Origin of the sequence: Romboutsia sp. BSD2780061687b_171204_C1 (assembly GCF_015560225.1) — a bacterium.
GTDB lineage: Bacteria > Bacillota > Clostridia > Peptostreptococcales > Peptostreptococcaceae > Romboutsia_C > Romboutsia_C hominis.
Window position 1 is genome coordinate 801,087 of sequence record NZ_JADMRK010000001.1, and the last position, 24,031, is coordinate 825,117.

At 25.1% G+C, this 24,031-nt stretch carries 27 protein-coding genes; 5 read left to right on the forward strand and 22 right to left on the reverse strand.

Annotated features, from left to right (window positions below; genetic code table 11):
* Window positions 1–18 precede the first annotated feature (18 nt).
* On the forward strand, window positions 19–732 hold the full coding sequence (deoD, locus tag I2H23_RS04070) for a purine-nucleoside phosphorylase (RefSeq protein WP_092925873.1): 714 nt from the start codon (window positions 19–21) through the stop codon (window positions 730–732).
* Between the two features lie 67 nt (window positions 733–799).
* On the opposite strand, the gene lexA is transcribed toward deoD, so the two are convergent.
* The 8 genes from lexA to I2H23_RS04110 all read right to left on the reverse strand — a co-directional run bounded on the left by lexA (window position 800) and on the right by I2H23_RS04110 (window position 8,182).
* A complete protein-coding gene (gene lexA, locus I2H23_RS04075; RefSeq protein WP_092925871.1) occupies window positions 800–1,429 on the reverse strand; it encodes a transcriptional repressor LexA in 630 nt (209 codons plus the stop codon).
* 101 nt (window positions 1,430–1,530) lie between these two features.
* The gene (locus I2H23_RS04080) at window positions 1,531–2,676 is read right to left on the reverse strand and encodes a tyrosine-type recombinase/integrase (protein ID WP_207733553.1); all 1,146 of its coding nucleotides are present in this window, start codon (window positions 2,674–2,676) and stop codon (window positions 1,531–1,533) included.
* A gap of 657 nt (window positions 2,677–3,333) precedes the next feature.
* Window positions 3,334–4,287 carry an acetyl-CoA carboxylase carboxyltransferase subunit alpha gene (locus tag I2H23_RS04085; RefSeq protein WP_092925865.1) on the reverse strand — a complete coding sequence of 318 codons (954 nt, stop codon included), beginning with the start codon at window positions 4,285–4,287 and terminating at the stop codon, window positions 3,334–3,336.
* A gap of 169 nt (window positions 4,288–4,456) precedes the next feature.
* Window positions 4,457–5,305 (reverse strand): acetyl-CoA carboxylase, carboxyltransferase subunit beta, encoded by an 849-nt coding sequence (gene accD, locus I2H23_RS04090; RefSeq protein WP_092925863.1) that lies wholly within the window; start codon window positions 5,303–5,305, stop codon window positions 4,457–4,459.
* A 13-nt stretch (window positions 5,306–5,318) separates the two neighbouring features.
* The gene (accC, locus tag I2H23_RS04095) at window positions 5,319–6,686 is read right to left on the reverse strand and encodes an acetyl-CoA carboxylase biotin carboxylase subunit (RefSeq protein WP_092925861.1); all 1,368 of its coding nucleotides are present in this window, start codon (window positions 6,684–6,686) and stop codon (window positions 5,319–5,321) included.
* Between the two features lie 11 nt (window positions 6,687–6,697).
* Complete coding sequence (gene accB / locus I2H23_RS04100) at window positions 6,698–7,168, reverse strand: acetyl-CoA carboxylase biotin carboxyl carrier protein (protein ID WP_092925859.1); 471 nt, start codon at window positions 7,166–7,168, stop codon at window positions 6,698–6,700.
* Between the two features lie 166 nt (window positions 7,169–7,334).
* Window positions 7,335–7,907, reverse strand: a complete 573-nt coding sequence (locus I2H23_RS04105) for a hypothetical protein (RefSeq protein ID WP_092925857.1) — start codon at window positions 7,905–7,907, stop codon at window positions 7,335–7,337.
* A 71-nt stretch (window positions 7,908–7,978) separates the two neighbouring features.
* Window positions 7,979–8,182, reverse strand: coding sequence for a hypothetical protein (locus I2H23_RS04110; protein WP_092925855.1), 204 nt, complete (start codon window positions 8,180–8,182; stop codon window positions 7,979–7,981).
* A 195-nt stretch (window positions 8,183–8,377) separates the two neighbouring features.
* Here I2H23_RS04110 and I2H23_RS04115 point away from each other — a divergent pair, with 195 nt between their 5' ends.
* Entirely contained in the window at window positions 8,378–8,638 is a 261-nt protein-coding gene (locus I2H23_RS04115; protein WP_092925853.1) for a hypothetical protein, read from the forward strand.
* A gap of 16 nt (window positions 8,639–8,654) precedes the next feature.
* On the opposite strand, the gene trmB is transcribed toward I2H23_RS04115, so the two are convergent.
* Both trmB and I2H23_RS15440 read right to left on the reverse strand, forming a co-directional pair.
* Complete coding sequence (trmB, locus tag I2H23_RS04120) at window positions 8,655–9,299, reverse strand: tRNA (guanosine(46)-N7)-methyltransferase TrmB (RefSeq protein WP_092925851.1); 645 nt, start codon at window positions 9,297–9,299, stop codon at window positions 8,655–8,657.
* 98 nt (window positions 9,300–9,397) lie between these two features.
* A complete protein-coding gene (locus tag I2H23_RS15440) occupies window positions 9,398–9,529 on the reverse strand; it encodes a hypothetical protein (RefSeq protein WP_271892928.1) in 132 nt (43 codons plus the stop codon).
* A gap of 454 nt (window positions 9,530–9,983) precedes the next feature.
* Here I2H23_RS15440 and I2H23_RS04130 point away from each other — a divergent pair, with 454 nt between their 5' ends.
* Window positions 9,984–10,844 (forward strand): YitT family protein, encoded by an 861-nt coding sequence (locus tag I2H23_RS04130; RefSeq protein WP_092925847.1) that lies wholly within the window; start codon window positions 9,984–9,986, stop codon window positions 10,842–10,844.
* Window positions 10,845–10,865: 21 nt separating this feature from the next.
* On the opposite strand, the gene I2H23_RS04135 is transcribed toward I2H23_RS04130, so the two are convergent.
* Together I2H23_RS04135 and I2H23_RS04140 are read right to left on the reverse strand one after the other, a co-directional pair.
* Window positions 10,866–11,963 carry a leucine-rich repeat domain-containing protein gene (locus I2H23_RS04135; protein WP_092925845.1) on the reverse strand — a complete coding sequence of 366 codons (1,098 nt, stop codon included), beginning with the start codon at window positions 11,961–11,963 and terminating at the stop codon, window positions 10,866–10,868.
* A 34-nt stretch (window positions 11,964–11,997) separates the two neighbouring features.
* Window positions 11,998–12,564: a GNAT family N-acetyltransferase gene (locus I2H23_RS04140; protein WP_092925843.1), complete on the reverse strand. Its 567-nt coding sequence runs from the start codon at window positions 12,562–12,564 to the stop codon at window positions 11,998–12,000.
* 274 nt (window positions 12,565–12,838) lie between these two features.
* Between I2H23_RS04140 and I2H23_RS04145 the strand changes: the two genes are divergently transcribed.
* Window positions 12,839–13,951, forward strand: coding sequence for a tyrosine-type recombinase/integrase (locus tag I2H23_RS04145; protein ID WP_092925841.1), 1,113 nt, complete (start codon window positions 12,839–12,841; stop codon window positions 13,949–13,951).
* Window positions 13,952–14,292: 341 nt separating this feature from the next.
* Here the strand turns inward: I2H23_RS04145 and I2H23_RS04150 are convergent, their stop codons facing one another.
* The 7 genes from I2H23_RS04150 to I2H23_RS15700 all read right to left on the reverse strand — a co-directional run bounded on the left by I2H23_RS04150 (window position 14,293) and on the right by I2H23_RS15700 (window position 19,923).
* Window positions 14,293–15,117, reverse strand: coding sequence for an alpha/beta fold hydrolase (locus tag I2H23_RS04150; protein WP_092925839.1), 825 nt, complete (start codon window positions 15,115–15,117; stop codon window positions 14,293–14,295).
* A gap of 347 nt (window positions 15,118–15,464) precedes the next feature.
* A complete protein-coding gene (locus tag I2H23_RS04155) occupies window positions 15,465–16,667 on the reverse strand; it encodes an alanyl-tRNA editing protein (RefSeq protein WP_092925837.1) in 1,203 nt (400 codons plus the stop codon).
* Between the two features lie 292 nt (window positions 16,668–16,959).
* A complete protein-coding gene (locus tag I2H23_RS04160; RefSeq protein ID WP_092925835.1) occupies window positions 16,960–17,919 on the reverse strand; it encodes a magnesium transporter CorA family protein in 960 nt (319 codons plus the stop codon).
* Window positions 17,920–18,035: 116 nt separating this feature from the next.
* On the reverse strand, window positions 18,036–18,347 hold the full coding sequence (locus tag I2H23_RS04165) for a hypothetical protein (RefSeq protein WP_092925833.1): 312 nt from the start codon (window positions 18,345–18,347) through the stop codon (window positions 18,036–18,038).
* A 15-nt stretch (window positions 18,348–18,362) separates the two neighbouring features.
* Window positions 18,363–19,100 carry a hypothetical protein gene (locus I2H23_RS04170; RefSeq protein ID WP_092925831.1) on the reverse strand — a complete coding sequence of 246 codons (738 nt, stop codon included), beginning with the start codon at window positions 19,098–19,100 and terminating at the stop codon, window positions 18,363–18,365.
* 18 nt (window positions 19,101–19,118) lie between these two features.
* On the reverse strand, window positions 19,119–19,679 hold the full coding sequence (locus I2H23_RS04175; protein WP_092925829.1) for an NUDIX hydrolase: 561 nt from the start codon (window positions 19,677–19,679) through the stop codon (window positions 19,119–19,121).
* Window positions 19,680–19,821: 142 nt separating this feature from the next.
* Window positions 19,822–19,923, reverse strand: a complete 102-nt coding sequence (locus I2H23_RS15700; RefSeq protein WP_202819474.1) for a P1 family peptidase — start codon at window positions 19,921–19,923, stop codon at window positions 19,822–19,824.
* Window positions 19,924–20,227: 304 nt separating this feature from the next.
* Here I2H23_RS15700 and I2H23_RS04185 point away from each other — a divergent pair, with 304 nt between their 5' ends.
* Complete coding sequence (locus tag I2H23_RS04185; RefSeq protein WP_092925827.1) at window positions 20,228–20,428, forward strand: hypothetical protein; 201 nt, start codon at window positions 20,228–20,230, stop codon at window positions 20,426–20,428.
* A gap of 61 nt (window positions 20,429–20,489) precedes the next feature.
* On the opposite strand, the gene I2H23_RS04190 is transcribed toward I2H23_RS04185, so the two are convergent.
* The 3 genes from I2H23_RS04190 to I2H23_RS04200 form a co-directional block, all read right to left on the reverse strand.
* Window positions 20,490–21,464, reverse strand: a complete 975-nt coding sequence (locus I2H23_RS04190; protein ID WP_176698679.1) for an acyltransferase family protein — start codon at window positions 21,462–21,464, stop codon at window positions 20,490–20,492.
* Window positions 21,465–21,519: 55 nt separating this feature from the next.
* Window positions 21,520–22,356: an alpha/beta hydrolase gene (locus I2H23_RS04195; RefSeq protein WP_092925823.1), complete on the reverse strand. Its 837-nt coding sequence runs from the start codon at window positions 22,354–22,356 to the stop codon at window positions 21,520–21,522.
* A 112-nt stretch (window positions 22,357–22,468) separates the two neighbouring features.
* Window positions 22,469–23,803, reverse strand: coding sequence for an FAD-dependent oxidoreductase (locus I2H23_RS04200; RefSeq protein ID WP_092925821.1), 1,335 nt, complete (start codon window positions 23,801–23,803; stop codon window positions 22,469–22,471).
* Window positions 23,804–24,031 lie beyond the last annotated feature (228 nt).

Here is a 24,031-nt window from a genome sequence, read left to right on the forward strand (position 1 = left end):
TTTTAAGGAGGTTAAAATATGAATAATACACCAACGGCGCACAATAATGCAAAGCTAGGAGATATAGCAGAAACTATATTACTTCCTGGAGATCCGCTAAGAGCTAAATTTATAGCGGAAAACTTTTTAGAAGATGTAGTAGAATATAACACTGTTAGGGGGATGTTTGGATATACAGGTTATTATAAAGGGAGAAGAATATCTGTACAGGGAAGTGGTATGGGTATACCATCAATAGGGATTTATTCTTATGAATTAATACACTTTTATGGAGTTAAAAACCTTATAAGAATTGGTTCAGCAGGAGCAATAAATGAAAACTTAAATTTACATGATATTGTAATAGGTATGGGTGCTTGTACCGATTCAAACTTTGCATCACAATATAATTTACCAGGTACATATGCTCCAATAGCAAGTTATAAATTACTACAAAAAGCAGTAAATATAGCTAATGATAAGGGGACTACAGTAACTGTTGGAAATATACTTTCAAGTGATGTATTTTATTCTGATACAGGACTAGGTAATTTAGAAAAATGGAAGAAGATGGGGGTTCTATGTGTAGAAATGGAAGCAGCTGGTCTTTATATGAATGCTGCTAGAGCAGGAGTTAATGCACTTACTATACTTACAATATCAGATTGTCCTTTTACAGGAGAAGAGTGTTCATCTCATGATAGACAAGTAGCATTTACAAAAATGATGGAAATCGCATTAGAATTAGCTTAAATTTTAAATCAAAAGTAAAAGATATGGTTATAATACCATATCTTTTACTTATAAATACTTAAATTTATTATAATACTCTAAACACACCTGTAACAATGCCTATAACTTGTACATCTCTGGATGTTAGAACTATTGGTTCCATAAAATCATTTTGAGGTATTAACCTAATAACATCTCCATCTTTTTCAAATGTCTTTACTGTAGCATATTCATTGTGAATAAGGGCTACTACTATTTCAGAATCAACAGCAGTATTTTTTCTATCCACAATAACATAGTCTCCATTTAAAATACCTGCATTAACCATACTATCACCTTTAACTTTTAAAACAAAGTTATTGCTACCTTTAACTAGATTAGCTGGTAATGTTATGTACTCCTCTATATTTTGTTTTGCAAGTATTGGTAACCCTGCTGTGATTTGTCCAACCAGAGGAAGATTTAGCATTTCTGGTGTAGGAAAATCTGATTCGAATCCAGCTTTATCTAAAACTTCTATAGCTCTTGGCTTAGTAGCATCTCTTCTTATATACCCTAATTTCTCAAGCTTATTTAAATGTGCATGTACAGTAGAAGTTGATTTTAACCCTACAGCATCACATGTTTCTCTAACTGATGGTGGATACCCCTTTGAGGCTATTTGATCTTTTATAAATTCTAATATTAATATTTGCTTGCTACTCAAATCTATATACATAAAATCTCTCCTTCCTAGTCAATTATTGCATTATACTTATATTGTAGCACAATGTTTCCCTTTTCTCAAACATTCGTTCCGAAATAAGAAGTATTTACTATTTAGTCTAAAGAAGTTTCTTTTTTATCATCTATCCATTCAAAATTATTTACAATATCTCTTTTAACATGTTTTTTATGTGCAGCATAAAGCTGGGTAGTAGTGACATTGTCATGATCTAATAGATTTTGTACATCATATATAGAAAAACCATTTTGAATTAGAGAAGTAGCGGCAGTAGCACGAAGTTTATGAGGGCTATAACCACTATCTCTAGATGTTTCCATAGAAATAGACGTATATTTTTTAACAAGTTGTCTGATAGCTTTTGGTGTAATTCTTTTATTTTGTAAAGATAAAAATAAAGCATCTTTGTGTTCTTCAGCCAATAATTCACTTTTTGTCCTCTCATTATAAATATAATCCTTAACAACGACTTCACAAGTATGGTTAATTGGCATCAAGACTTCTTTACCTCTTTTTCTATATATTTTAAATTCACCCCTAGAAAAGTTAAAAGAAGAAATATTTAGCTCTCTGAGCTCATTTAATCTAAGTCCATAAGTAACAAATAAAGCTAAAATAGCCTTATCACGAAGCTTAGTTTTCCTCCAATAAACTTTTTCTTTATCAGTTAATCCATAACCATTTTCAACAGAATCAAGCATTTTAGCGACTTCATCTATGTCGAGTCTTTTTATAGCATCTGGTTGAGGCTTAGGAAGTTTAATTGGATTAAAGCCATCAGTTATGTTGCTGTCTAATTGTTCATTTCTAAACATAAACTTAAATAGAGTAGAGAGAGATGATTTTTTTCTAGCAAGGGCTCTATTATTATTTTCATAAATTAAAGTTGTATCTTGGGATGTATGTTTATAGTATCTAGTACAATAATCACCTAAAAATAAGTTTACATCTCTTGCTTTTATTAAATTAAATTCTTCTAAGGTAATATCACATATTTCTTTAGCTATTGTTAGTTCTTGAGATTCAACTAAGTAATTGCAGAAAAATTTTATATCTTTTAAATATGCATGTCTAGTAGAGACAGATACAGATCCTTTTAAATAAACAAAGTAATCTTTCATAAAATTAGGCAATGATTTTTCTATTATTATACATTCTTCTATAAGATTGTTATCACGTATGACGATGTTATCTGGTTTATCTGATTTATTATGTATTTTTAATATTTTTGTATCTTTCAAAATTTACCTCCAACTATAAAATGAAAAGTTATTATAACTATAAAATATAATAACACTAGGTTTTTCGTATTTCAACTATTCCTAAAATTTAAGTATTACTTACAAATTACATTGTAAAGAGATTAAGTATAAGCATTTGAAGCTTAAAATAAAGTATATTAAATATACTTATATATTTAGATGAAAAATCTTTAATATTAATGTATAAATATATCTTTAAGCTTTAATATTAATGTATAAATATATCTTTAAGAAAGATAACTATAAAATGCAATATGAAAAACTATTTATAAACAAAATATATAGAAACAAAAAAAGAGTATTAGCAAATAAATATAAATTAATTAAATCTATATAAGCATAGGCACAAATTGCTAAATTTAATAAATTTATATGCATAATATTATTAATTATAATAACTATTCCTTAAATATACATTTAAAGACTAGTTAAATCTTAAAGATTTATAAATATACCACTACTTCCAATTATCAATATTAAATTTATTTTAATTTTTATTATTAATATTAATTTAATAAATCTGCATGCATAATAGATAAATTTGTTAAATGAATTTATATTAGTGTATTTTTTTATAATACAAAATAAAATATACCTATATAATTAAATTTATCATATAGGTATATTTTTTTAAATCTACAAGCATTTTCCGATTTTTCTATATTTATCATATCTTTTAGAAACTATTTCAGCTTCAGTAAGTTTTTCATAGTAATCAAGTCTATCTAATATAAATTCTTTTATTTTGTTAGCTACTAAATCCACATCTTCTTGAGCACCGTTTAATGGCTCTTTTATAACTTTATCAATTATACCAAGCGCATATAAGTCTTTACTAGTAAGTTTCATTACTTCACTAGCTTCTTTAGCTTTAGAGGAATCTTTAAATAATATGCTCGACAGTCCTTCAGGAGAAATTACCGAGTAAACTGAGTGTTCCAACATACATACATCATTTCCAATACCAATTCCGAGTGCTCCTCCACTTCCCCCTTCCCCGATTATAAAGGATATGATAGGTACTTTAAGTTTACTCATTTCAAGTAAGTTTTTTGCAATAGCTTCACTTTGACCACGTTCTTCAGCTTCTATACCACAAAATGCCCCCGGTGTATCTATAAATGTAATTATAGGTCTTTTAAATTTTTCAGCTTGTTTCATAAGCCTAAGGGCTTTTCTATATCCTTCTGGATGAGGCATCCCAAAGTTTCTTTTAATATTTTCATGAACATCATTTCCTTTTTGATGACCTATAATGGTAACCTTAAAATTATTTATATTGCCTATTCCTCCGATTATAGATGAATCATCTTTAAACAGCCTATCTCCATGAAGTTCTATAAAATTAGAGAAAATTCTATCAACGTAATCTTTTGTTGTAGGTCTTTTTATATCTCTACTTAAACAAACTTTTTCATAAGGTGATAAATTAACATTAGCTTCATCTTTTAATTTACTTAGTTTTTCTTCCAATTCTCTTATTTGATTACTTAAATCTATTTGATTAGATTTGGATATTTCAGTTAAATTATTTATATCTGCCTTTAATTTCTGTATTTTTTTATTTATCTCAATAGTATTTATATCCATTCTATTCCTCCATAGAAATATCTTAAATTAAATTTTTATATATTCAACTTAAATGTAAATATTCATTTATTTAATATTTATTTCTAAAAAATTAACGAATAAATTTTTTGTATTTATTCGCTAATTTATATCTATTTATTTAATGTAGTGAAAGTATAGTATATATTATTTAATGTAGTGAAAGTATAGTATATAATGTATCTTTTAAATATTTTCTATTAACTATCTTATCTATAAATCCATGCTCTAGTAAAAATTCAGAAGTTTGGAAATTATTAGGAAGCCTTTGATTTATAGTTTGTTCTATAACCCTCTTACCTGCAAAGCCAATTAATGTATTTGGTTCAGATAAAATTATGTCTCCAAGCATAGCAAAACTAGCACTAACACCGCCAGTTGTAGGGTGTGTTAATAAACTTATATATAATAATCCTTTTTCCTCGAGCTTAGAAATGGCCTGAGAAGTTTTAGCCATTTGCATTAATGATACCATTCCTTCTTGCATTCTAGCCCCTCCTGAGGCCGTACAAATAATTATATGAAGATCATTACTAGCTGCATATTCTATAGAATATGTTATCTTATCACCAACAATACTGCCCATACTTCCCATCATGAAATCTGGATTCATTACACATAAAACTATTTTTATTCCATTTACACTACAAGTGCCGCAAATAACAGCTTCATCTTCTTTAGTTTTTTCCTTGTAATTATTAAGTTTATTTAAATAATTCGGAAATTCTAATGGATCCTGAATGTCAATTTTAAACATAAACTCTTTAAAAGTACCATTATCAGAAATTAAACTTATTCTATCTCTAGCTTTAATACTATAATGTGTTTCACATTTTGGACATATATTTAAATTATCCTCTATATCTTTTTTAAAAACATGATCATTACAACCTTCACAATATATCCAAAATTTATCATCTACACTATTCTTTTTAAATTTATTATCTAGAGAAACTGTGATATATTTAGTTTCTTTAGATGGTAAAAATTTTTTAATCATAATGATTTCTCCCTTATATAGTTGTTGCTATCTGTTTATTTCCCAGAAATTCATTTTCGATAAATTTAGTATAATGCCTATCTTCTAAGAAAGCTTCACTATTTATAAGCGATTTTTGAAAATCTATATTAGTTCTCACACCTTCTATAATTATTTCGTCTAGCGCTCTATTTATTTTTTTTATACACTCTTCTCTACTCTCTGACCAACAAATAAGCTTACCTATCATAGAATCATAAAGAGGAGGTATAGTATATCCACAGTAAACAAAGGTATCAAACCTTGTTCCAAATCCGCCAGGTATATTTAGTGATGTTATTTCACCAGGACATGGTTTAAATTCTTCTTCTGGTATTTCAGCATTTATTCTACATTCAATAGCATGTCCTTTAAATACTATCTCTTTCTGAGTAAAAGGTATAGGCTTATTATCTGCAATTAATATCTGAAGTTTTATAAGATCAATTCCTGTAATCATTTCCGTAACAGGATGCTCTACTTGTATTCTTGTGTTCATTTCTATGAAATAAAAGTTTTTGTGTTTATCTACTATAAATTCTATTGTTCCTGCACCTATATAATTAGTTCCTTTTACGATATTAACAGCACTCTTATATAAATTATTCTTCTCTTCTTCACTTAAGTAGTTAGAAAGTGATTCTTCTAGTACTTTTTGATTTTTTCTTTGCATAGAGCAATCTCTTCCACCTAAATGTATCGCATTTGAAAATCTATCTCCAAATACTTGAACTTCAATGTGTCTAGGATTTTCTATGAATTTTTCCATATATAAATCACTACTTCCGAATGACGCTAAAGATTCAGAACTAGCTATATCAAAATTTGAAAACAGTTCGTCTTGCGTATAGACTATTCTCATGCCTTTCCCACCGCCACCATTAGAAGCTTTTATAATTACTGGATAACCAATTTTATTTGCTACTTCAAAAGCTTCTTCTTTGTTTTTTAGTACTCCATCAGAACCAGGAACTACCTTTATACCTAAACTAATAACAGTTTCACGAGCTCTAGATTTATCACTCATTAAAACCATTTGTTTTTTACTTGGTCCGATAAAAATAATATTATTTTCTTCACATTTTCTAGCAAATTCATGATTTTCTGATAAGAATCCAAATCCAGGATGTATAGCATCACATTCAAGTTTAAGAGCTAAATATATTATATTGTCTATATTATTATAACTTTTTGAGATATTATTAGGTCCAATACATATGGATTCATCAGCCAGATATCTATGTAAACACTCACTATCTGCTTTAGAGTATATTGCAACTGTTTTTATGTTTAGTTCTTTGCAAGTTCTAATTATTCTAACAGCTATATCTCCTCTATTAGCAACTAATATCTTTTTAATCATAATATACCTCCTTATAATGGCCTAATTTTAAATAAAGGTTGATTGTACTCTACTAATTCTTCACTTTCAACCAATATTTCTACTATTTCACCTTCTATTTCACTATTTATTTCATTCATAAGCTTCATTGCTTCTAATATACATAGCTTATCTCCTTCTTTAACTATATCGCCAATATTTACAAAACTTTTTTCATTAGGACTTGGCGATGGATAAAATGTTCCCACTAAAGGAGCTTTTACTATATATAAATTATCTTTATTTTGAGAGTTTTCATATTCGCTAATATTTTCGTGATTTATACTTTCTAATTCTATTTCTTCGCTATTTTTTAAAGTGTCTTTTTTATTTTTAATATTATTTTTTAAAGAACTATTTTTTTTCGATACTTCTAGTTTTAGTTCAGAGTTTTCTAATTTTACATATTCTAAACTTGTATTATCTATGGTCTTTAAAAGTTCTTTTATTTCATTTATTTCCATGTATTTTTACCCCCTTATATTATTACCAGGTACTAATATTATATCATAAAAAATAACTTTGTAAACAGATTTAATCTCATTTAAGTTTTTGCACTAAATTATGAATCTATATCATTTTATATAAACAATAAAAGATACTAATTTAATAAATTAGTATCTTTTATTCTTAATTTAAGTTTTCACCGATATCTATTATTTCTTCTTTAGATAAACCTGTAATATCAACAATAAACTCTATATCAGCATTTTTCAGTAAAAGTTCTAATGCTATCTCCTTTTTTGTATTCATTAAAATTAAATCCATGTCATTACTGCTTAACAGACAATTATTTATAGTACACTCATCATCACTATCAATCTCCTTATATTCTTTAAATACATTCTCCATAAAAACATTAAATAATATAAACAAAGCAGGGATTAAAAAATATATCCTAGCTCCAATAAAACCTATAATGACATTTAATGAAATAAAGATCAGATTTAATTTATCTAAATTATTATTTAAATGTTCTTTGTTAGTGCCATATGCCTTTATTATAGATAATATAAAAGTCGTTATGCATAAAGGTAATAAGAGATAACTAGATACTATTTCAAAGAAATTCATAGTATCAAAAAACACAGAAATATTACTATATGTACATATAAATCCTTTTAAATATGCATATACACATGCCATTATTCCAAATATGGCTCCAAGGGCTTGAGTATACCAATTTATAAATCGTAAATTCATAATATCCCCCCCAGATATCTATATATAATAAATATGCTATTTATTATTTGAATATCTCTATATTATATAAATTACTTAATTAAATTATAAGCTGTAGTTAATATTTTTATATTATATAGATTATCTTGAAGTTGTATTAAATCATTAGTTAGTTTTTTAGCTTCATTAATATCTCCTATATCTATACATTTGTATATTTTTTTTAGTATAATAAGTTCATTTTCCTTTAATATATTTTCGTTATTATTATTAAGATTATGATTATATATACACATTTTAAACTCCTTTAATTAATTTAGTTATATTAATTATTATTTAATATGTTTATTTTTATACCAAATAGTATTATAATTAAATTTATGTATATTAAAAATTAGTACATAACCATTAATATCATAAGCTAATGACTAAATATACTTTATGTGGAAATACTATAAAATAAATCCACTGAGTTAAGGGGAGTTTTGAATATGTTAGACACTATAGAATTTATATTAAAGATTTTATTTTTAATTTTATCTATTGTTTGGATTGGAAAAATCATGGTTTTAAGAAGCGATAAGCAAATCGTTATAAATCCACTACTTATAGGAATATCTGCAATACTTTCAGTGCTACCTCATCATTCAAATACTGAGTTACAGTCAACAAGAATTATCTTATATATACTATATTTGTTAGTTGTATGTTTGGGATTATATACTATGAGAAGAAAAAACGGAATATTTTAAAAAATAAGAGGTGATATCACCTCTTATTTTTTTTAGCTTCACATCTAAATATTTTCATTCCATAAGACATAAATTTATCTTCATATTCTGTTGTTACATTTTCAAATTCACTATTTGCTAAGTCTAGAGATATATTTTTTAATTTCCAGTTGTTATCAGTGATTTCATTTAAACTAAATTCAAATAAATTTTCATTATCAGTTTTAAAATGTATCTCACCATCAGCATTTAAAATTTCATTATACATATTTAAAAAGTTTTTATGTGTTAGTCTTCTCTTTGCCCATCTTTTCTTTGGCCAAGGGTCACAGAAATTTATATAAATTCTAGATAGTTCTTCTTTTTCAAAATAATCTAATATATTAGCTACATTTGCCCATGCAAACAAAATATTATCTAAGTTATTTTCTATAGCCTTTTCCACAGCCTTTAATAGAACTTCTTCTTTTATTTCAAAAGCTATGTAGTTTATATTAGGGTTTTCTTTAGCTAAAGTGGTTAAGAATTTTCCTCTACCTGTACCAAATTCTACATGTATAGGATTATTATTTTCGAATCTTTTATTCCATTTTCCTTTAAATTGTTCTATGTTATCTTTTAGTACATAATTTTCATGGCTTAATAATTTTATATCTGCACCCTTTACTTTTCTTCTTCTCATAAGTTGCTCCTTGCTTTATACTTTATTATCTATTAATAATACATTAATTTTAGTAAAAAATAAAGAGTATTAGCATTTGCTAATACTCTTTTTAGATATTAATGTCCGCAACCAGAGCATCCTCCACCGCATCCATTATCATCTTTCATATTTTCAGGTATAACTTTGAAACCGTATCCTGTATCTTCTATAACTATATCTCCATACTTAGTATAGTCATCTTTACTCATTATAAAATGTAATCCATCTACATCGTATTGTAAATCGTCAGCCTTTTGCTCATCCAGAGCAATTCCAAATGATGGACCACCTCAGCCTATACCTGCAAAGTATACTCTTATATTATGAGGTCTGTCTTGATTATCTTTTAATATGTCTTTTAGCGTATCTACCGCTGTTTGTGGTAAAGTAACCTTCATATAATCATTTCCTTTCAATTATTAAATTTATATATATTATATACTTTTATTGTGTATATAATCAATTAAATTTTACAAAATATACTAGAAATTAATAAAAATATATCATTTAAATTATATAAATTTATTTATATTATACCCTTTGATATCAATAATAAACGAAATTTATTTTACTATATAATTATTATACTTTATATACTATGTATTTACTGTTATAATATATAAATGTGATAAAATTTGACAATTTAATATAATGGGGGTAAAAATGAAAAAGGAAAATTCTAAGTTACTTGTAGAAGCTTTTGGATTAATATTAGGGTGTATATCTATGAGTATAGGTATTAATATGTTCTTAAAGCCACACACAATAGCACCTGGAGGACTTAGCGGCCTTTCTGTAGTATTAAGTAAGGTTACGGGCATGTCAGTATCTTTTATAATGTTAGCTATAGGTGTTCCTCTAGTTATATTTTCATTTAAAATACTTGGAGGAAAAAATTCTATAAAAACCTTAATAGGTACAGTTATGTTTTCTATTATAGTAAATTTAATGGCTCCAATTTCTGACCTAATTGTGACAAATGATTTATTATTATCAGCTATATCAGGTGCTATACTACTAGGTATAGGTATAGGTATAATGTTTAGAGCAGATGCTTCTACTGGTGGTACTGATTTAATTGCACTTATACTTAGCAAAAGGTTTAAAGGTATTAAGCCTACACAATTTATGGTATGTTTAGATGCTTTTGTAGTTATATCTTCAGGAATTGCTAGTAAAAATATTGAAATTGCTCTTTATTCTGCTATAGCACTCTATACAATGGTCAAGGTAGCAGATGCAATAATGGAAGGATTTGATTACTCTAAAGCTTTCCTTATAATATCTAAAGAAGCGGAGAGCTTAAAAGAAGTTATAACTAATGATTTATCTAGAGGTGTTACTATATTAAATGGTAGAGGTGGATATACTGATGATAAAAAAGAAGTACTTTTAGTAGTGGTTCCTAGAAATCAAGAAGTTCACTTAAAAAGATTGGTTAAATTGAAAGATCCCAATGCATTTATAATAGTTAGTAATGTTCATGAGGTATTAGGAGAAGGATTTAAAGTTTTAGAAAGTTAAAGCGGTATGTAAATACCGCTTTTATTTTTTATATACCCTAGAATCTATGATTATTTCTCCTTTTTGTGATAAATTACATATAACTAAAGATGGTGTTGTGTACTCATAGCCATTTAAAAATGGAAAAAGTAATGTATATCTTCCTTTTTTTAAATTCTTAAACTCATATGATCCATTTTCATTGGTTAATGAATAAGCTTTATTACCATTACTATCTATAATGGTAATAGTTTTTTCTTTTAATGGTATACTTTTAGTATTAGTACCTGCTTCTTTATTTACTACAAATAAATTTCCAGATATTCTTGATAATGAACTTATTTTAACTATATTGTCAGGCTCAAAAACACTTAAAACATTTTTTATCTTTAAATTTATTTGTTGGATTATTGTACCACTTAATATAGTAGATTTTGAAAATGGAATTTCATGATAAAAATCAGCCTTTAACAAACAATTAGAAAGGATATTTTTTATCATTACTTTAGAAATTGAATATAATATAGAAGGTCTTTTATCTGTTTTAATCGAATTATAGTTACCTCTTACCTGGACATTGTCTAATAACACTATAGTTTCATCACTAAAATGAATTGGACTATTAAAAATATAGTCTTGACCTTTATAAACAGTTACAGGATTTAGCATTATATACTGATCGCTAGCTATAATTTTAATATTATCAGATCTAATAGAATCTAAAAAAGTTAAATCTTGAATTTGATTATTTGAAATATTTAATATCTGTAACTCTGTAAGATTAGCTAAATTGCTTATTTCGGATATATTGTTACTATCTAATCCTATAGATTTTAAATTTACCAAATCACTCAAAAAGCTAACATCTTCAATTTTATTTTCTGATAACTCTAATGTATTTAAATTAACTAACTTAGAAAGTAAAGAAGCATCCCTTATCTCGTTTCTACATAAATTGAGATGTTTTAAATTGACTGCATGCTCTATCCCTTTTAAACTTGATATATTTTTATCTGATAAGTCTAATTTTTCTAATAACTTTAGTTCATTTTTTGTAACATTAAAATTTTCTACACCTAATGTACTAGATATAGCATACTTTAAATGATCATCTATCCAATTATCATTCAAATCTTTCATAAAAATTTCATCTCCTTATTATAGATGTTAAATTTTATTTATATTTACTCATTAAGTAATTTTTTCGTGATATTTTATATAAATTACATTTTACTTTTTTATTAGATGAATGAAATGTTTTGTAATAGGTTTTTATATATTCAAAATTTAAGTTTTCTAATGATTTTATTGAATAATTATTGTCTTCATAAGTTATAGCTATAATTTCCTCAAGTTTTAATTTTTTAAATCCATATTTTACGATCTCTCTAGCTAATTCGGTTGATAAATCATACCCCCAATAAGATGGGTTTATGCATATTCCGATTTCTCCCTTTTTATTATCTTTAGAGATATTGTTAAAACCTATATTACCTATAACTTTTTTGTTTGATTTTAATACTATTGCGTAATGGGCTAGTTTGTTCTCATTATACTTTTTTAAAAAGAAATTTTTTATAAATTCTCTAGTTTCATAAATATTCTGATGTGCTTTAAATGGGAGATATTTTACGACTATTTCTTGCTTATAACACTCATGTAAATCTGGAGCATCTTTTAAAGTTATAGGTCTAAGTATACATCGTTTTGTTTCTAAAACATTCATTTTAGAGTTGTACATTTTTAACTCCCCTTTGATGAAATTTAATTTTGATTATAAAAAAACAATATAGAATCAAAAGACTTTTATATAACTTATGAGATTTATGCATTAACTGTTCTTTATAAACATAAAATATATAGTTTTATGCCAAAAAAATAAAGTGAAGTATTTTCAACATATTATAGCAATACATAACATATTATGTCAGTTGTATGTCAGAACTTTAAATGTTTTTATTTTTTCTTTTATGATATAATATATATATATAATTGTAATAATATGGAGGAATTGAATGAGCTTTGCATTTATAAGAAAAAGAAGCAAAAACTATATAGTTTATTTAGAATATAAAGATGTTGAAAGTGGAAAAAAGATACAGAAAAATATGGGTTCATTTGATAAAAAAAGAGATGCATCTAAGAAGTTAATAGAATTAAAAGAATCCATTTTAAACGATGAATTAGCTACACCAAACTCTATAAAATTCGGTAATTTTTTGTTGGATTTTTTAGAAAAACATAAGATAAATTTATCTATAACTACATATAATTGTTATCTAAGAATATGCAAAAAGTATATAATACCTAAGCTAGGAAATCATAAGTTAGAAGATTTAAAACCTATACATATACAAAATTACGTAGATGATTTAGTTGGAATTCTTAGCCCTCAAACTATAAAGATACACATAAATATATTAAATTTAGCTATGAAAAAGGCTTATAGATTAAGACTTATAAGAGAAAATATTGTAGATTGTGTAGAAACTCCAAGAATTAGAAAGTTTAAAAATAATATATATGATAAAGATAATATGGTAAAATTACTTAAAACTTGTGAAAATACACCTTTAAAACTACCTATATATCTAGCTTCAGGATTAGGACTTAGAATATCTGAAATACTAGGGCTAACTTGGGATAATATAGATTTTAATGAAAATACTATAACAATAGATAAAATAACTGTAAGAAATGAAGGCAAAGTTATACTTAAAGAACCTAAAACTGAAAGTTCAGAAAGAACAATATCAGTTCCTATAGAGGTTATATCTTTACTAAAAGAACATAAGAAAAAACAATTAGAAGCTAAATTAAAAGGCATAAAAAATCCTTTTAACTTGTTATTCTATGATAAAAATGGACAACCTATAGCCCAAGATGTCCTTAGCAAAAAGTTTAGTAAATTTTTATGCGAGAATAATTTAGAACATATAAGATTTCATGATTTAAGACATTCACATGTAACTTTACTTATAAATTCAAAAGTACCTATAAAAGTTATATCAGAAAGAGTGGGTCATTCTAATATAAATACAACATTAAATATTTACGCTCACGCACTTAAAAATATGGATGTTGAAGCTAGCGAAAAAATCTCTGAAAATTTATTCAAGTTAGGATGATGATAAATATTCTAAAATGAAATAATAATAAAACTAACTTTTTATATTCGTTTTTAAGGCGATATTTAAATTTATTCAACAGTAAATATGTTAATAAAAATTATAACCTTTAAATTGAATTAAGGAAGTTTTTTAATATTTTGAAGTTGTTTTATTTATAAAACACAGAAAAACATTTAAAATAATTTAATTATGTAAACTTAAGTATGTATGATACATCAATTATGCCAAATTTAAATTATATATCAAATTTTTAAAACAAAATAATAGTGATGTTAGTTCAAAACTAATATCTTTTCTAACATCACTATTATTTAATAAAATTTATGTTCAGTAAACTATTAAATACTTTCTAAAAACTCCCTAACAACAGAAATATATTCTTTTGTATTTTCTACATATGGATTGTGTTTACTTTTTAATATTTTTACGGTCTTGTTTTTAAAATTAAAATCTTTATAATGATCAATTCCAATAGAATAATCTTCATCACCACAGATTATAAGTGTTTTTACATTTAAGCTTCTAGTTAGGTTTGTATAGTCGTAAAAATAGTCTTCATTAAAAAATGCTTTTTTAGCTAAATTTTCATTAACCATATTTTTATCTATTATTTCAATATTTTTATAATTAGAATAATTCATATACTGTAATTTATAATACAAATCATCTCTGATCAGTTTATTGGCAACCAAAGTCCACTTAGTTATAAGTTCGTCATATTTATATATATCAATATCTATATTTAATAACTTACATCCATACTCTACTTGACTTTGTAAAGAATCATTTAAATTCAAAGTGCAATTAGTTAATATTAAAGCTTCAACATGCTCTTTATATTTATATGCATAATTTACTGCTATTATCCCACCGAAAGAATGTGCTATTAAAATAAGTTTATTTAATTTAAGATTTTTACGTATATCCTCAATATCATCAACTAAACTGTTTATAGAATAGTCATCATCCAAGTTTCCATCAGAACGTCCGCACCCTCTTTGGTCTAAATATATCATATTACAAAATTTACTAAACTCGTCCTTACAATAAATTTTAAAATCTTCACTCCAAGACCCAGGACCACCATGTATATATATACAATTCTTACCTTCCCCATATTCTTCAATATATAAATTTATATTTTCTCTATTTTTTATAAACATAAATTCTCCTTTATTCTGAAAATGTCTAATAATAATCTCGACTTAATTTGTAAATTATTTTATAAAAATTCTATAAGTTTTATTCTAAATTCGAATGTTTAAATTAGATTTTAAGAGAGAGTTATAAAAATTATGTTGATTTATATCTAGAATAAATAATATGCACTTATAATCTAATCTAAGTATTTTTACTTAATTTTAATCATTTAAATAGAAAAAGGTTTTAAAATAATTTAATTATGTAAACTAAAGTAAGTTATATAATTAAAAATATATATTTTAGAATCCAAAACATACATAATAAGGTAAGTATAGCACTTATAGAAATCTACACTTACCTTTAACAACTAAATCAACTCTTTTTTTATTTTATCAAAAGCATAATCAATAGCTACTTCTAAGTTACCGTTATTTTTACCACCACCTTGGGCTAAGAATGTACTTCCTCCTCCTCTTCCATCAAGCAGTGTCATTGTATCTCTTAAGATATTGTTCATACTAATATTATTTATATTTTTAGAACTAGCAAAAACTAAATTAACTCTATCATCATTTTTAACTCCAACTAAAGATATAACATTTTCTGACTCAGTTATTTTAGATGCTATTTTAGATATATACTTGATATCCTTATCTATGTATATCTTTTTTATAATAGATATATCATTTACCTTATCTGAATTATTTATCATCTCTTTTATTTCAAAATTAACAATAACATCTTCAATCTTCCTTTTTTCATAAAGGGCATCTTCAAGTTTATCGTGAAGTTTTTTAACACCATTTATAGCTTCTTCTTCAGTTGAACTTAAATATCTACAAATATCCGTTAAATAAATATCTCTTTTTAGAGAGCTGTTTATAGCTCTTTTTCCTGCTAAAAATTCGATTCTTATAGAATCCTTATTTTTTTCCCATCTTCTTATCTTTATCATTCTAACATCTAGTGTAGACTTTGGGTGAACACCACAACAAGCATTAGAGTCTAAATCACCTATTTTAACAATTCTTATTTCTTCTGAAGTATCTGGTAAATCTCTTCTTATCCATATCTTTTTTAAATCTTTTTTAGATGGAATCAATGTTTCTACCTCTATATTTTCACTTATTATATCATTTGCCATTCTTTCAACTTCTCTTATTTCATCAATAGTAAGAGGACCTTTTATATCGACAGTACTTATCTCACTACCTAAATGAAAAGCAGTTGTATTTTTTTTAAATAAAGTATAAAAGCATCCTGATAATATATGCTGTGCAAAATGTTGATGCATTCCATCTTCTCTTCTTTCCCAATCTATAAAACATTTTACTTTATGTATTTTTATAGTTTTTTTTTCCACTACATGGTATACCTTATTGTCTTTTTCATATACATCTAAAACATCATGAACATCTATCTTTCCTAAATCGCAAAACTGTCCACCACCACCAGGGAAAAATGCTGTTTTATCTAATACTATATGATATTTTCCATTTACTTCTAATATTTCCTCTATTTCTGCGACGAATTCTTTTATATATTGATTTGTATAGTATAATTTTTCCATATTACCTCCTACTGTGAATTTATTTATAATTGTAATTTTACACTACTTCTTATAAAGAATAAAGCTTTCTTAACAATATTAATTTTTAAGTATTTTAACTTAATTAAATAAACTAAAATGCCATTTGATCAAATGAGACGACTTAAAATAATTAAGTTAATCTAATATAAAATAAAAAAGAGGGTTTAAACCCTCTAAAAAATATATTAATAAATCATTTTCAATTAAAAAATAGTTTTAACCATTATATTCCAGTATTTGTAGTATTAAAATATTAAATTAAGAGATATAATCAAAGTAGATTTTTTAGTTTGAATATTAGAATGCCTATTATAACTATTATAATCATAACAGTTATAACTATTGGATAAGCATATACAAAGTCAAGTTCTGGCATAAATCTAAAGTTCATCCCATATATACCTGTTATAATAGTCAATGGCGATGATATTGCTGTAAGTAAAGTAAGTTTTGTTATCAAGCTATTAGTTTTTTCTGCTACTTGAGAAGAATAAATATCAAGAAGCTTATCTGCTAGTTCTCTAGTGGATAAAGAAAATGAATAAAGTTTCTCTATACCAAAGTCTATACTTTGAAAGTTTTCGAGATTTTGCTTCCTTATATCAGAGTATTTCAAGTACCTTATATTTTCCTTTAATATTCTATCACCTATATATAAAAGGGGTCTTGTATTTTTTACGATAGATCTAGTTATGCCTCTTATATGATTTATTTTTATTACATGTTCATCTATTGCATTTTCAAGTATATCATCTTCTAATTTTAATATGATATCTTCTATCTTTTCTAGTATTTCAAATTGATGCATTATTATATTTTTAAGTATTAAATAATTAATATTAAATAAAATAACTATATTAGAAGTATTATTTAATTTAATATTATTAGTTATTATATTTTTTACAAATTCGAATATAAAATTTTCTTCATTGCATATAACTAATACAAAATTTTCTGATAAGTATATATTTATTTCTTCTACGTATATATCATTATTCATTATTTCAAAGGTATTTATGCTAAGAAAATCATAATTATCAAATAAATCTAATTTTATATTTTCATCAAATTTAAGGCAATCATTAAAAGTAATTTCATCTATCTCTAATATATTTTTAAGTAGATTTAATTGCTTAGGATCACTTAGTATAATATAAGAATTATTTTTATTGTAAAATCCTTCAGTAAAATTATCATATTTATCTCTAGTATCTAGATTAAGTATATACATTTTATCACCTATGTTATATTATTCCTTTTATTTATGATTAAATATACATACATTTAATTTTTATATTAAAATATCCTACATATATCTTTAACCAAGATATATGTAGGATATTTTATCTATTTTAAACTTTCTAAAAGTTTATATGCATTCTCTTTAGTCGTTAATGTAAGTTTCGCATCATCTGTTAAACTCTCACCTACATACTTTTTATCTACAAATTCAGTTCCATTTTTTATTTTTATAAGGTATGGTTTACTCATATTTGATTTAGTTAATGTGGTATATGATATTATATCTTTTTCTTTATCATAATTCCATACTTGAACAGAAATAGCTGTAGTATCATGTAACTCTATCTCTGATGTTATATATACAGCTTCCACTTCTCCTCTAATAAGTTTTTTCATCTCATTTTTACATACTCCCATGTTATCCCCCTAATATTATAAGTTAAAGTTATGCTTTTTTATTATTTTAATCATATTATCTTTATTCTCTTTTAATTGGATTAATCTATGAGCATTAGCACCTGATGGGTGAGGAAATCCTATTAGTATTTGATCTCTATCTAATATTTTTTCATCTGCTAAATGTATCAAAACTTCTTCTACTGCTTTTCCCATAGGTATTATTAAAACCCCTTTTAAATCTTCTAATTTATTTTTAAAGTTGTTATTAATGTATTTCATCAGTAGCTTATTTTTCATAAGCTTTGGAGTATGGCCTGTATAATTTTTGCCATTTACAAAAACAGGATAAGGAATAAGAGCATCTGTGTATAACAAATGACTATTAGAATTAAATAATTCTTCACAACTTTTTATGTTTAAAGCTTCATTTAATTTAACTTCATCTAACATGTATATAATATTTTTAGTCAAACTTTTGCTAAATGGTGAAGAGATTTTGCAATTACTTTGTCTGTTATATATGTTATAAGAATTTTCTAATCCATTTTTAAAGTTAGATATATATGTACTCATCTGCTCAAATCCTGGTGTTATACCAACTATAAACACTCTAGTGCAAATACTTATTTTTTCACTTATTGGAATATAGTATATTTCTAGATTTTTATCCCTATCTAGCAGTAAGCCTTCTGTTAACAAATCTTCTCTAGTGTATTTTTCTTTATTTGGCAATCTTTTTATGATATTAATATAACCGTCTAAATTTTTCATAAAATTTCATCCTCTTTATCATTTGGTATTCATTTTATCTATAAATTTATTGTATAGTCTTAACATATGAGGCTCATTTTTTACGTATTTATCTAATTTATTTATAGGTATCCACATAACCCCACTATTTTCATCTTCTTTAACTATTAATTCTTCATTTTCATCAGCTTCCACTAAATATGCTATAGATAAATGAAGATGAGGGGCTACATATTTTCCTCTTTTGATGTGGCTTTTAACTTCTAATATGTCTATAGAAAATATATCATTTCCTATTATCCTTGGATTTTTAACACCTGTTTCTTCTTCTAGTTCTTTTATAGCCACCCTTAAAAAGTCATCATCTCCATCATTATGTCCTCCCATCCATGACCAAGTATTATAGATATTGTGATGTACCATTAAAACTTTATCACGTGATTTATTTACTACAAATGTAGAAGATGTTAGATGAGCTATTTCATTATTTCTAGTTAACACATCGTCAAAATCATTTATAGCTTTTAGTATTATTTCCTTATCTTTACTTTCTTGTTCATTAAATGGCTTATATTCTTTTATAGGTTTAATCCATTTCATATTATCATCTCCCTTGCTGTATATAAGTATATATTAACATATAAATATGTAAATTAATGTAGCTTTTGTATTATTATTTTATATCTAAATAATTATTCAAATCTTCATTTTGCTTTATCATATATTTTACTAAAGCTATAATTCAAGTTACTACACTTAAAGTATTTGTAAGTATTATTAGTGTTTCAATGATTCCAAGTTTTTCTACTTGCATGAACCCTCTACTCTTTCCAAAATTATTTATTAAATAAGATTAAGTCAACAGTTTTTCTTTAAATATATTGCTCTCATGAGGAAGTATTGCTGTTGCACCAGTTTTAATACTGATTTTATCTAAGTTTACATTTATACCCATATATTTTATCGTAGTTTTTCAATAGATTTATTTTAAGATTATTTCTTATTCTACATAAGTCACTTTTAATCCTTTTACTTAGATATGATAATTTATTAGCTATATAAATTAATAAATAATTTCATAATATATGTAACAATCTGTTTATATATTTAATATATTTATAGTAAATATATTTTAAGGAGTTGACACTATGTATGAATATGCTTTAGATTTTTTAAATGAATATGTTGAAATATACTCATATCTATCTAAAGAAAAACTATACGGTGAAATCATAAGAGTAACTCCTATAGAAGTTGTTTTAAATAGAAAACATATAGATAAAGCATCCAATAAGAATTACGACTTGTATATACCTTTAACATCTATAATTTATATAAAGAAACTATAATATAAGGATATCAAAAATAAAAAGCTACAGCTTTAAGCTGTTGCTTTTATGAGTGTATTTGTTACTTTATTAACTTAAATATGCTATTAAAGAATTTATCGTATACTCTTGCAAAAACTTTTTTAGATAATATATATGTTACAAATATAGGGCTTGCAAGTATAATCCACATAGTCAAAATATTTTTATTCCAAGCAGGTACTAAATAAAATATTATTAATATTACGTATATATGGTAAACATACACATACATAGTCGACTTTCCCATTGAAGTGTAAAAGGTCTTTTTATTAGGTATCACAGTTAATATAAATGTAGAAAGTATTATACTACATAAATATAAAATAACCCTATATACACTACCCTTAAATATATTCATTCCAAGTTCTAAATAAGAGTATGAACCATATAAAAAGCTATAGCTTATAATATTATTTTCGGATATAAATAAAGCTAATGCTATAAACATACTTATTCCAAAAATGCTAATCCATATATTTATACTATTATATAACTTATTTAATGTATTTATATTAGTATAATATCCTAATAAGAAAAAGGGCAAATATACTATTGTTCTTGAAAAAGATAACATTGAACCATTAGGAACAAGCCCAATAAAAATACCAAGTATAAAACTTATAGGAAGTATATATTTAATCTTTATTAAATATTTAAGAGATATCCTCCAAAAAAATAGGCTTAATAAAAACCATAAGGTCCATCCCGGATATATAACTGGTATGTAAGTTTCCTTTGTATATAGATATGCCAAGGAATACCAAATTATATTTAATACAATATACGGTATAAGTAACTTTCTTAAAAGAAACTTTCTGCTTTTGTTTATATTTTTCGAAAGTAGCCCTGATATAAATATAAATAAAGGCATATGAAAAGTATATATAAATATATATATACCCATTAAAATATAATTTCCTTCCATATATCGTTCTATTAGATGACCAAATACTACAAAGAATATGAGTACAAACTTTATATTATCTATGTAGTAATTATTTTCAATTTTATTCATGGTTACTCCTTTACTTTTAAAACACTTACTATAATCATTATTCATAAAAATGTATCTATATATCTATTTTCTTTATATCATCTATTTCCTTTATAAATCTTAATATATATTCAGAATATTTATTTCCATCTCCTCTTACTATATCTATTGTATCTTCGTGTTCTGCTCTTTTTATTGTTTTAAGTATAGTATTTTCATCTAGATTATTTACTTTTTTAATAAAAGATATAGAAGTATTAACATTAATTAAAGAATCACTTTCTCCATGAATACACAGTATAGGTAAATTAACTTCTTTGTTTAAAAGGCTTATAGGATTTGCTTTTTTAATATTACTTTTATATACATAATTGTTCACCAATATTTTAGAGTATATAGAAGTACATTTTGAAAAATCAAGCACTCCAGACAATGATATAAAACCCTTTAATAAATCTTTATTAATATTATATTTTAACTGTCTATCATGGTCGAACACTAAACGAGAAGCTAATTCTCCACCTGCCGAATATCCTGCAATTACTATACTATTTATTTCTTTATTACATTCTATATAGTGTTTTAAAGCTTTAAATACATCATCTATCTGAGTTGGATATCTATGAAAAGGAACTAGCCTATATCCACATAATACAGTTTGATATCCTAATTTATAAAAAAATTTCCCTACACCACTATAAAGTGATGGATTTCCATGCCACCAACCTCCACCATGTATAAAAAATATAGTTGACTTTAAATTACTGCTATAAGGAGTGTATACCTTATAATATTGTCTTTTATTATTACCATATCTAATAATTTTCCCCTTTATATTATTATCTTTTATATAGCTATTAGTTATAGTTTTGCCTATATTAAATAATTTAAGTTTTATGGATTTTAAGTTCATTTATATACCATCCTTGAATTTTTCTTCTAAATATATAAAAAGACATGAAGTTTAATTCATGTCTTTTTATATATTATATACTATTATATTTTTATAATACTTATTCTAATTTCTATTTTATAGCTTCAAGTGCAGCTATATTTAACAAACTCCAAGGTTTATTAAAGTGAGGTTGGAAGAAAAAGTCTGTTACAGCCAATTCTTCCAAAGTCATTTCATTTTGTATAACTACAGATAATGTGTTCATAAATTGAGTTAAATCTACTTTAGATATAATTTGGCCACCTAAAATTTTATGATTATCTTTATCAAATACCAATTTTAAGATTACTTCCTCAAATGTTGGCATAAATTCAGGTCTATAATTATCTTTAACTATCACTGAGCCTACATTAAATTTAGTTGTTTTATTTGCCATTTCTTCTGTAAGTCCGGTTGATGCTATTGATAAATCATATATCTTTATTCCTGAAGTTCCTTGTGTTCCGAGATATTTTAATTTTGGTTCAACTAAGTTTTTAGCTATTAAAGTTCCCATTCTAACTGCATTCGTAGCAAGTGGTATATATCTAGTATCTTTAGCTGGATTATATTTAACTACGCAACAATCTCCTGCTGCAAAAACATCTTTAGCACTTGTTCTCATATACTCATCTATCATTATAGCTCCATTAGGTAACATATCTATTTTATCTTTAAGTAAGTGAGTATTAGGTTTAAACCCAATACAAAGTACAACTAAGTCTGCTTCAAATTTGCTTTTATTTGTTATAACCTTACTTACCTTACCATCTTTACCTTCAAATTTTTCGACCTTTTGACCTAGCTCTAACCTTACACCTTTTTCTGTAAAAGTTTTTTCTGCTATATCTGTAAATTCAGAATCTAAATATTTAGACATTATCCTATCTTCTGCATCTATTAATATAGTATTTTTGCCTTGAATTTTGAAGGCTTCAGCTAGTTCTACACCTATATAACCCGCACCTATTACAACTACATTTTTTGCATCTTTACTTTTATTTATTATAGTTTTTGCATGGTCGTAGTTTTTGCATAATACTATATTTTCTAACTCTCCTCCTTCAAATCTAGGGACTATTGGCCATGAGCCTAGTGTTAATATTAACTTATCGTAAGTGTCCTCTAATATTTCATTATCCATTAAGTTTTTTACCTTAACTTTTTTATTAATAAAATCTATATCTAAAACTTTATGTTTCATATTTGCTTTGATTCCTAAATCTTCTAAACCTTTAGGAGAGTTATAAAAAAGCTTTTCTGGCTCAGTTACAACTTTTGAAATACTTAATGCTATACCACATGATAAAAATGATATATTATCATTTTTTTCATATACTACTATTTCACTTTCTGGATATTTTTCTTTTATATTAATAACTGCAGCTGTTCCTGCATGAGTGCATCCTACAACTATAACTTTCATTATTTATACCTCCATATTGATATATTTTTAACATACTATATATATACCCAAAGCTTTATATAAAAAAACATAATTATTAATATTAGTATTATCTTATTTAGCTATAGTTATCTATATATTATTATAAATATCGTTATTTAAATAACTATTACTTATATAAATTATTCTATAATTAACAATTGTATGTTACTTTTTTGTTTTAGTTTACTATATTATAAGCATTAAATC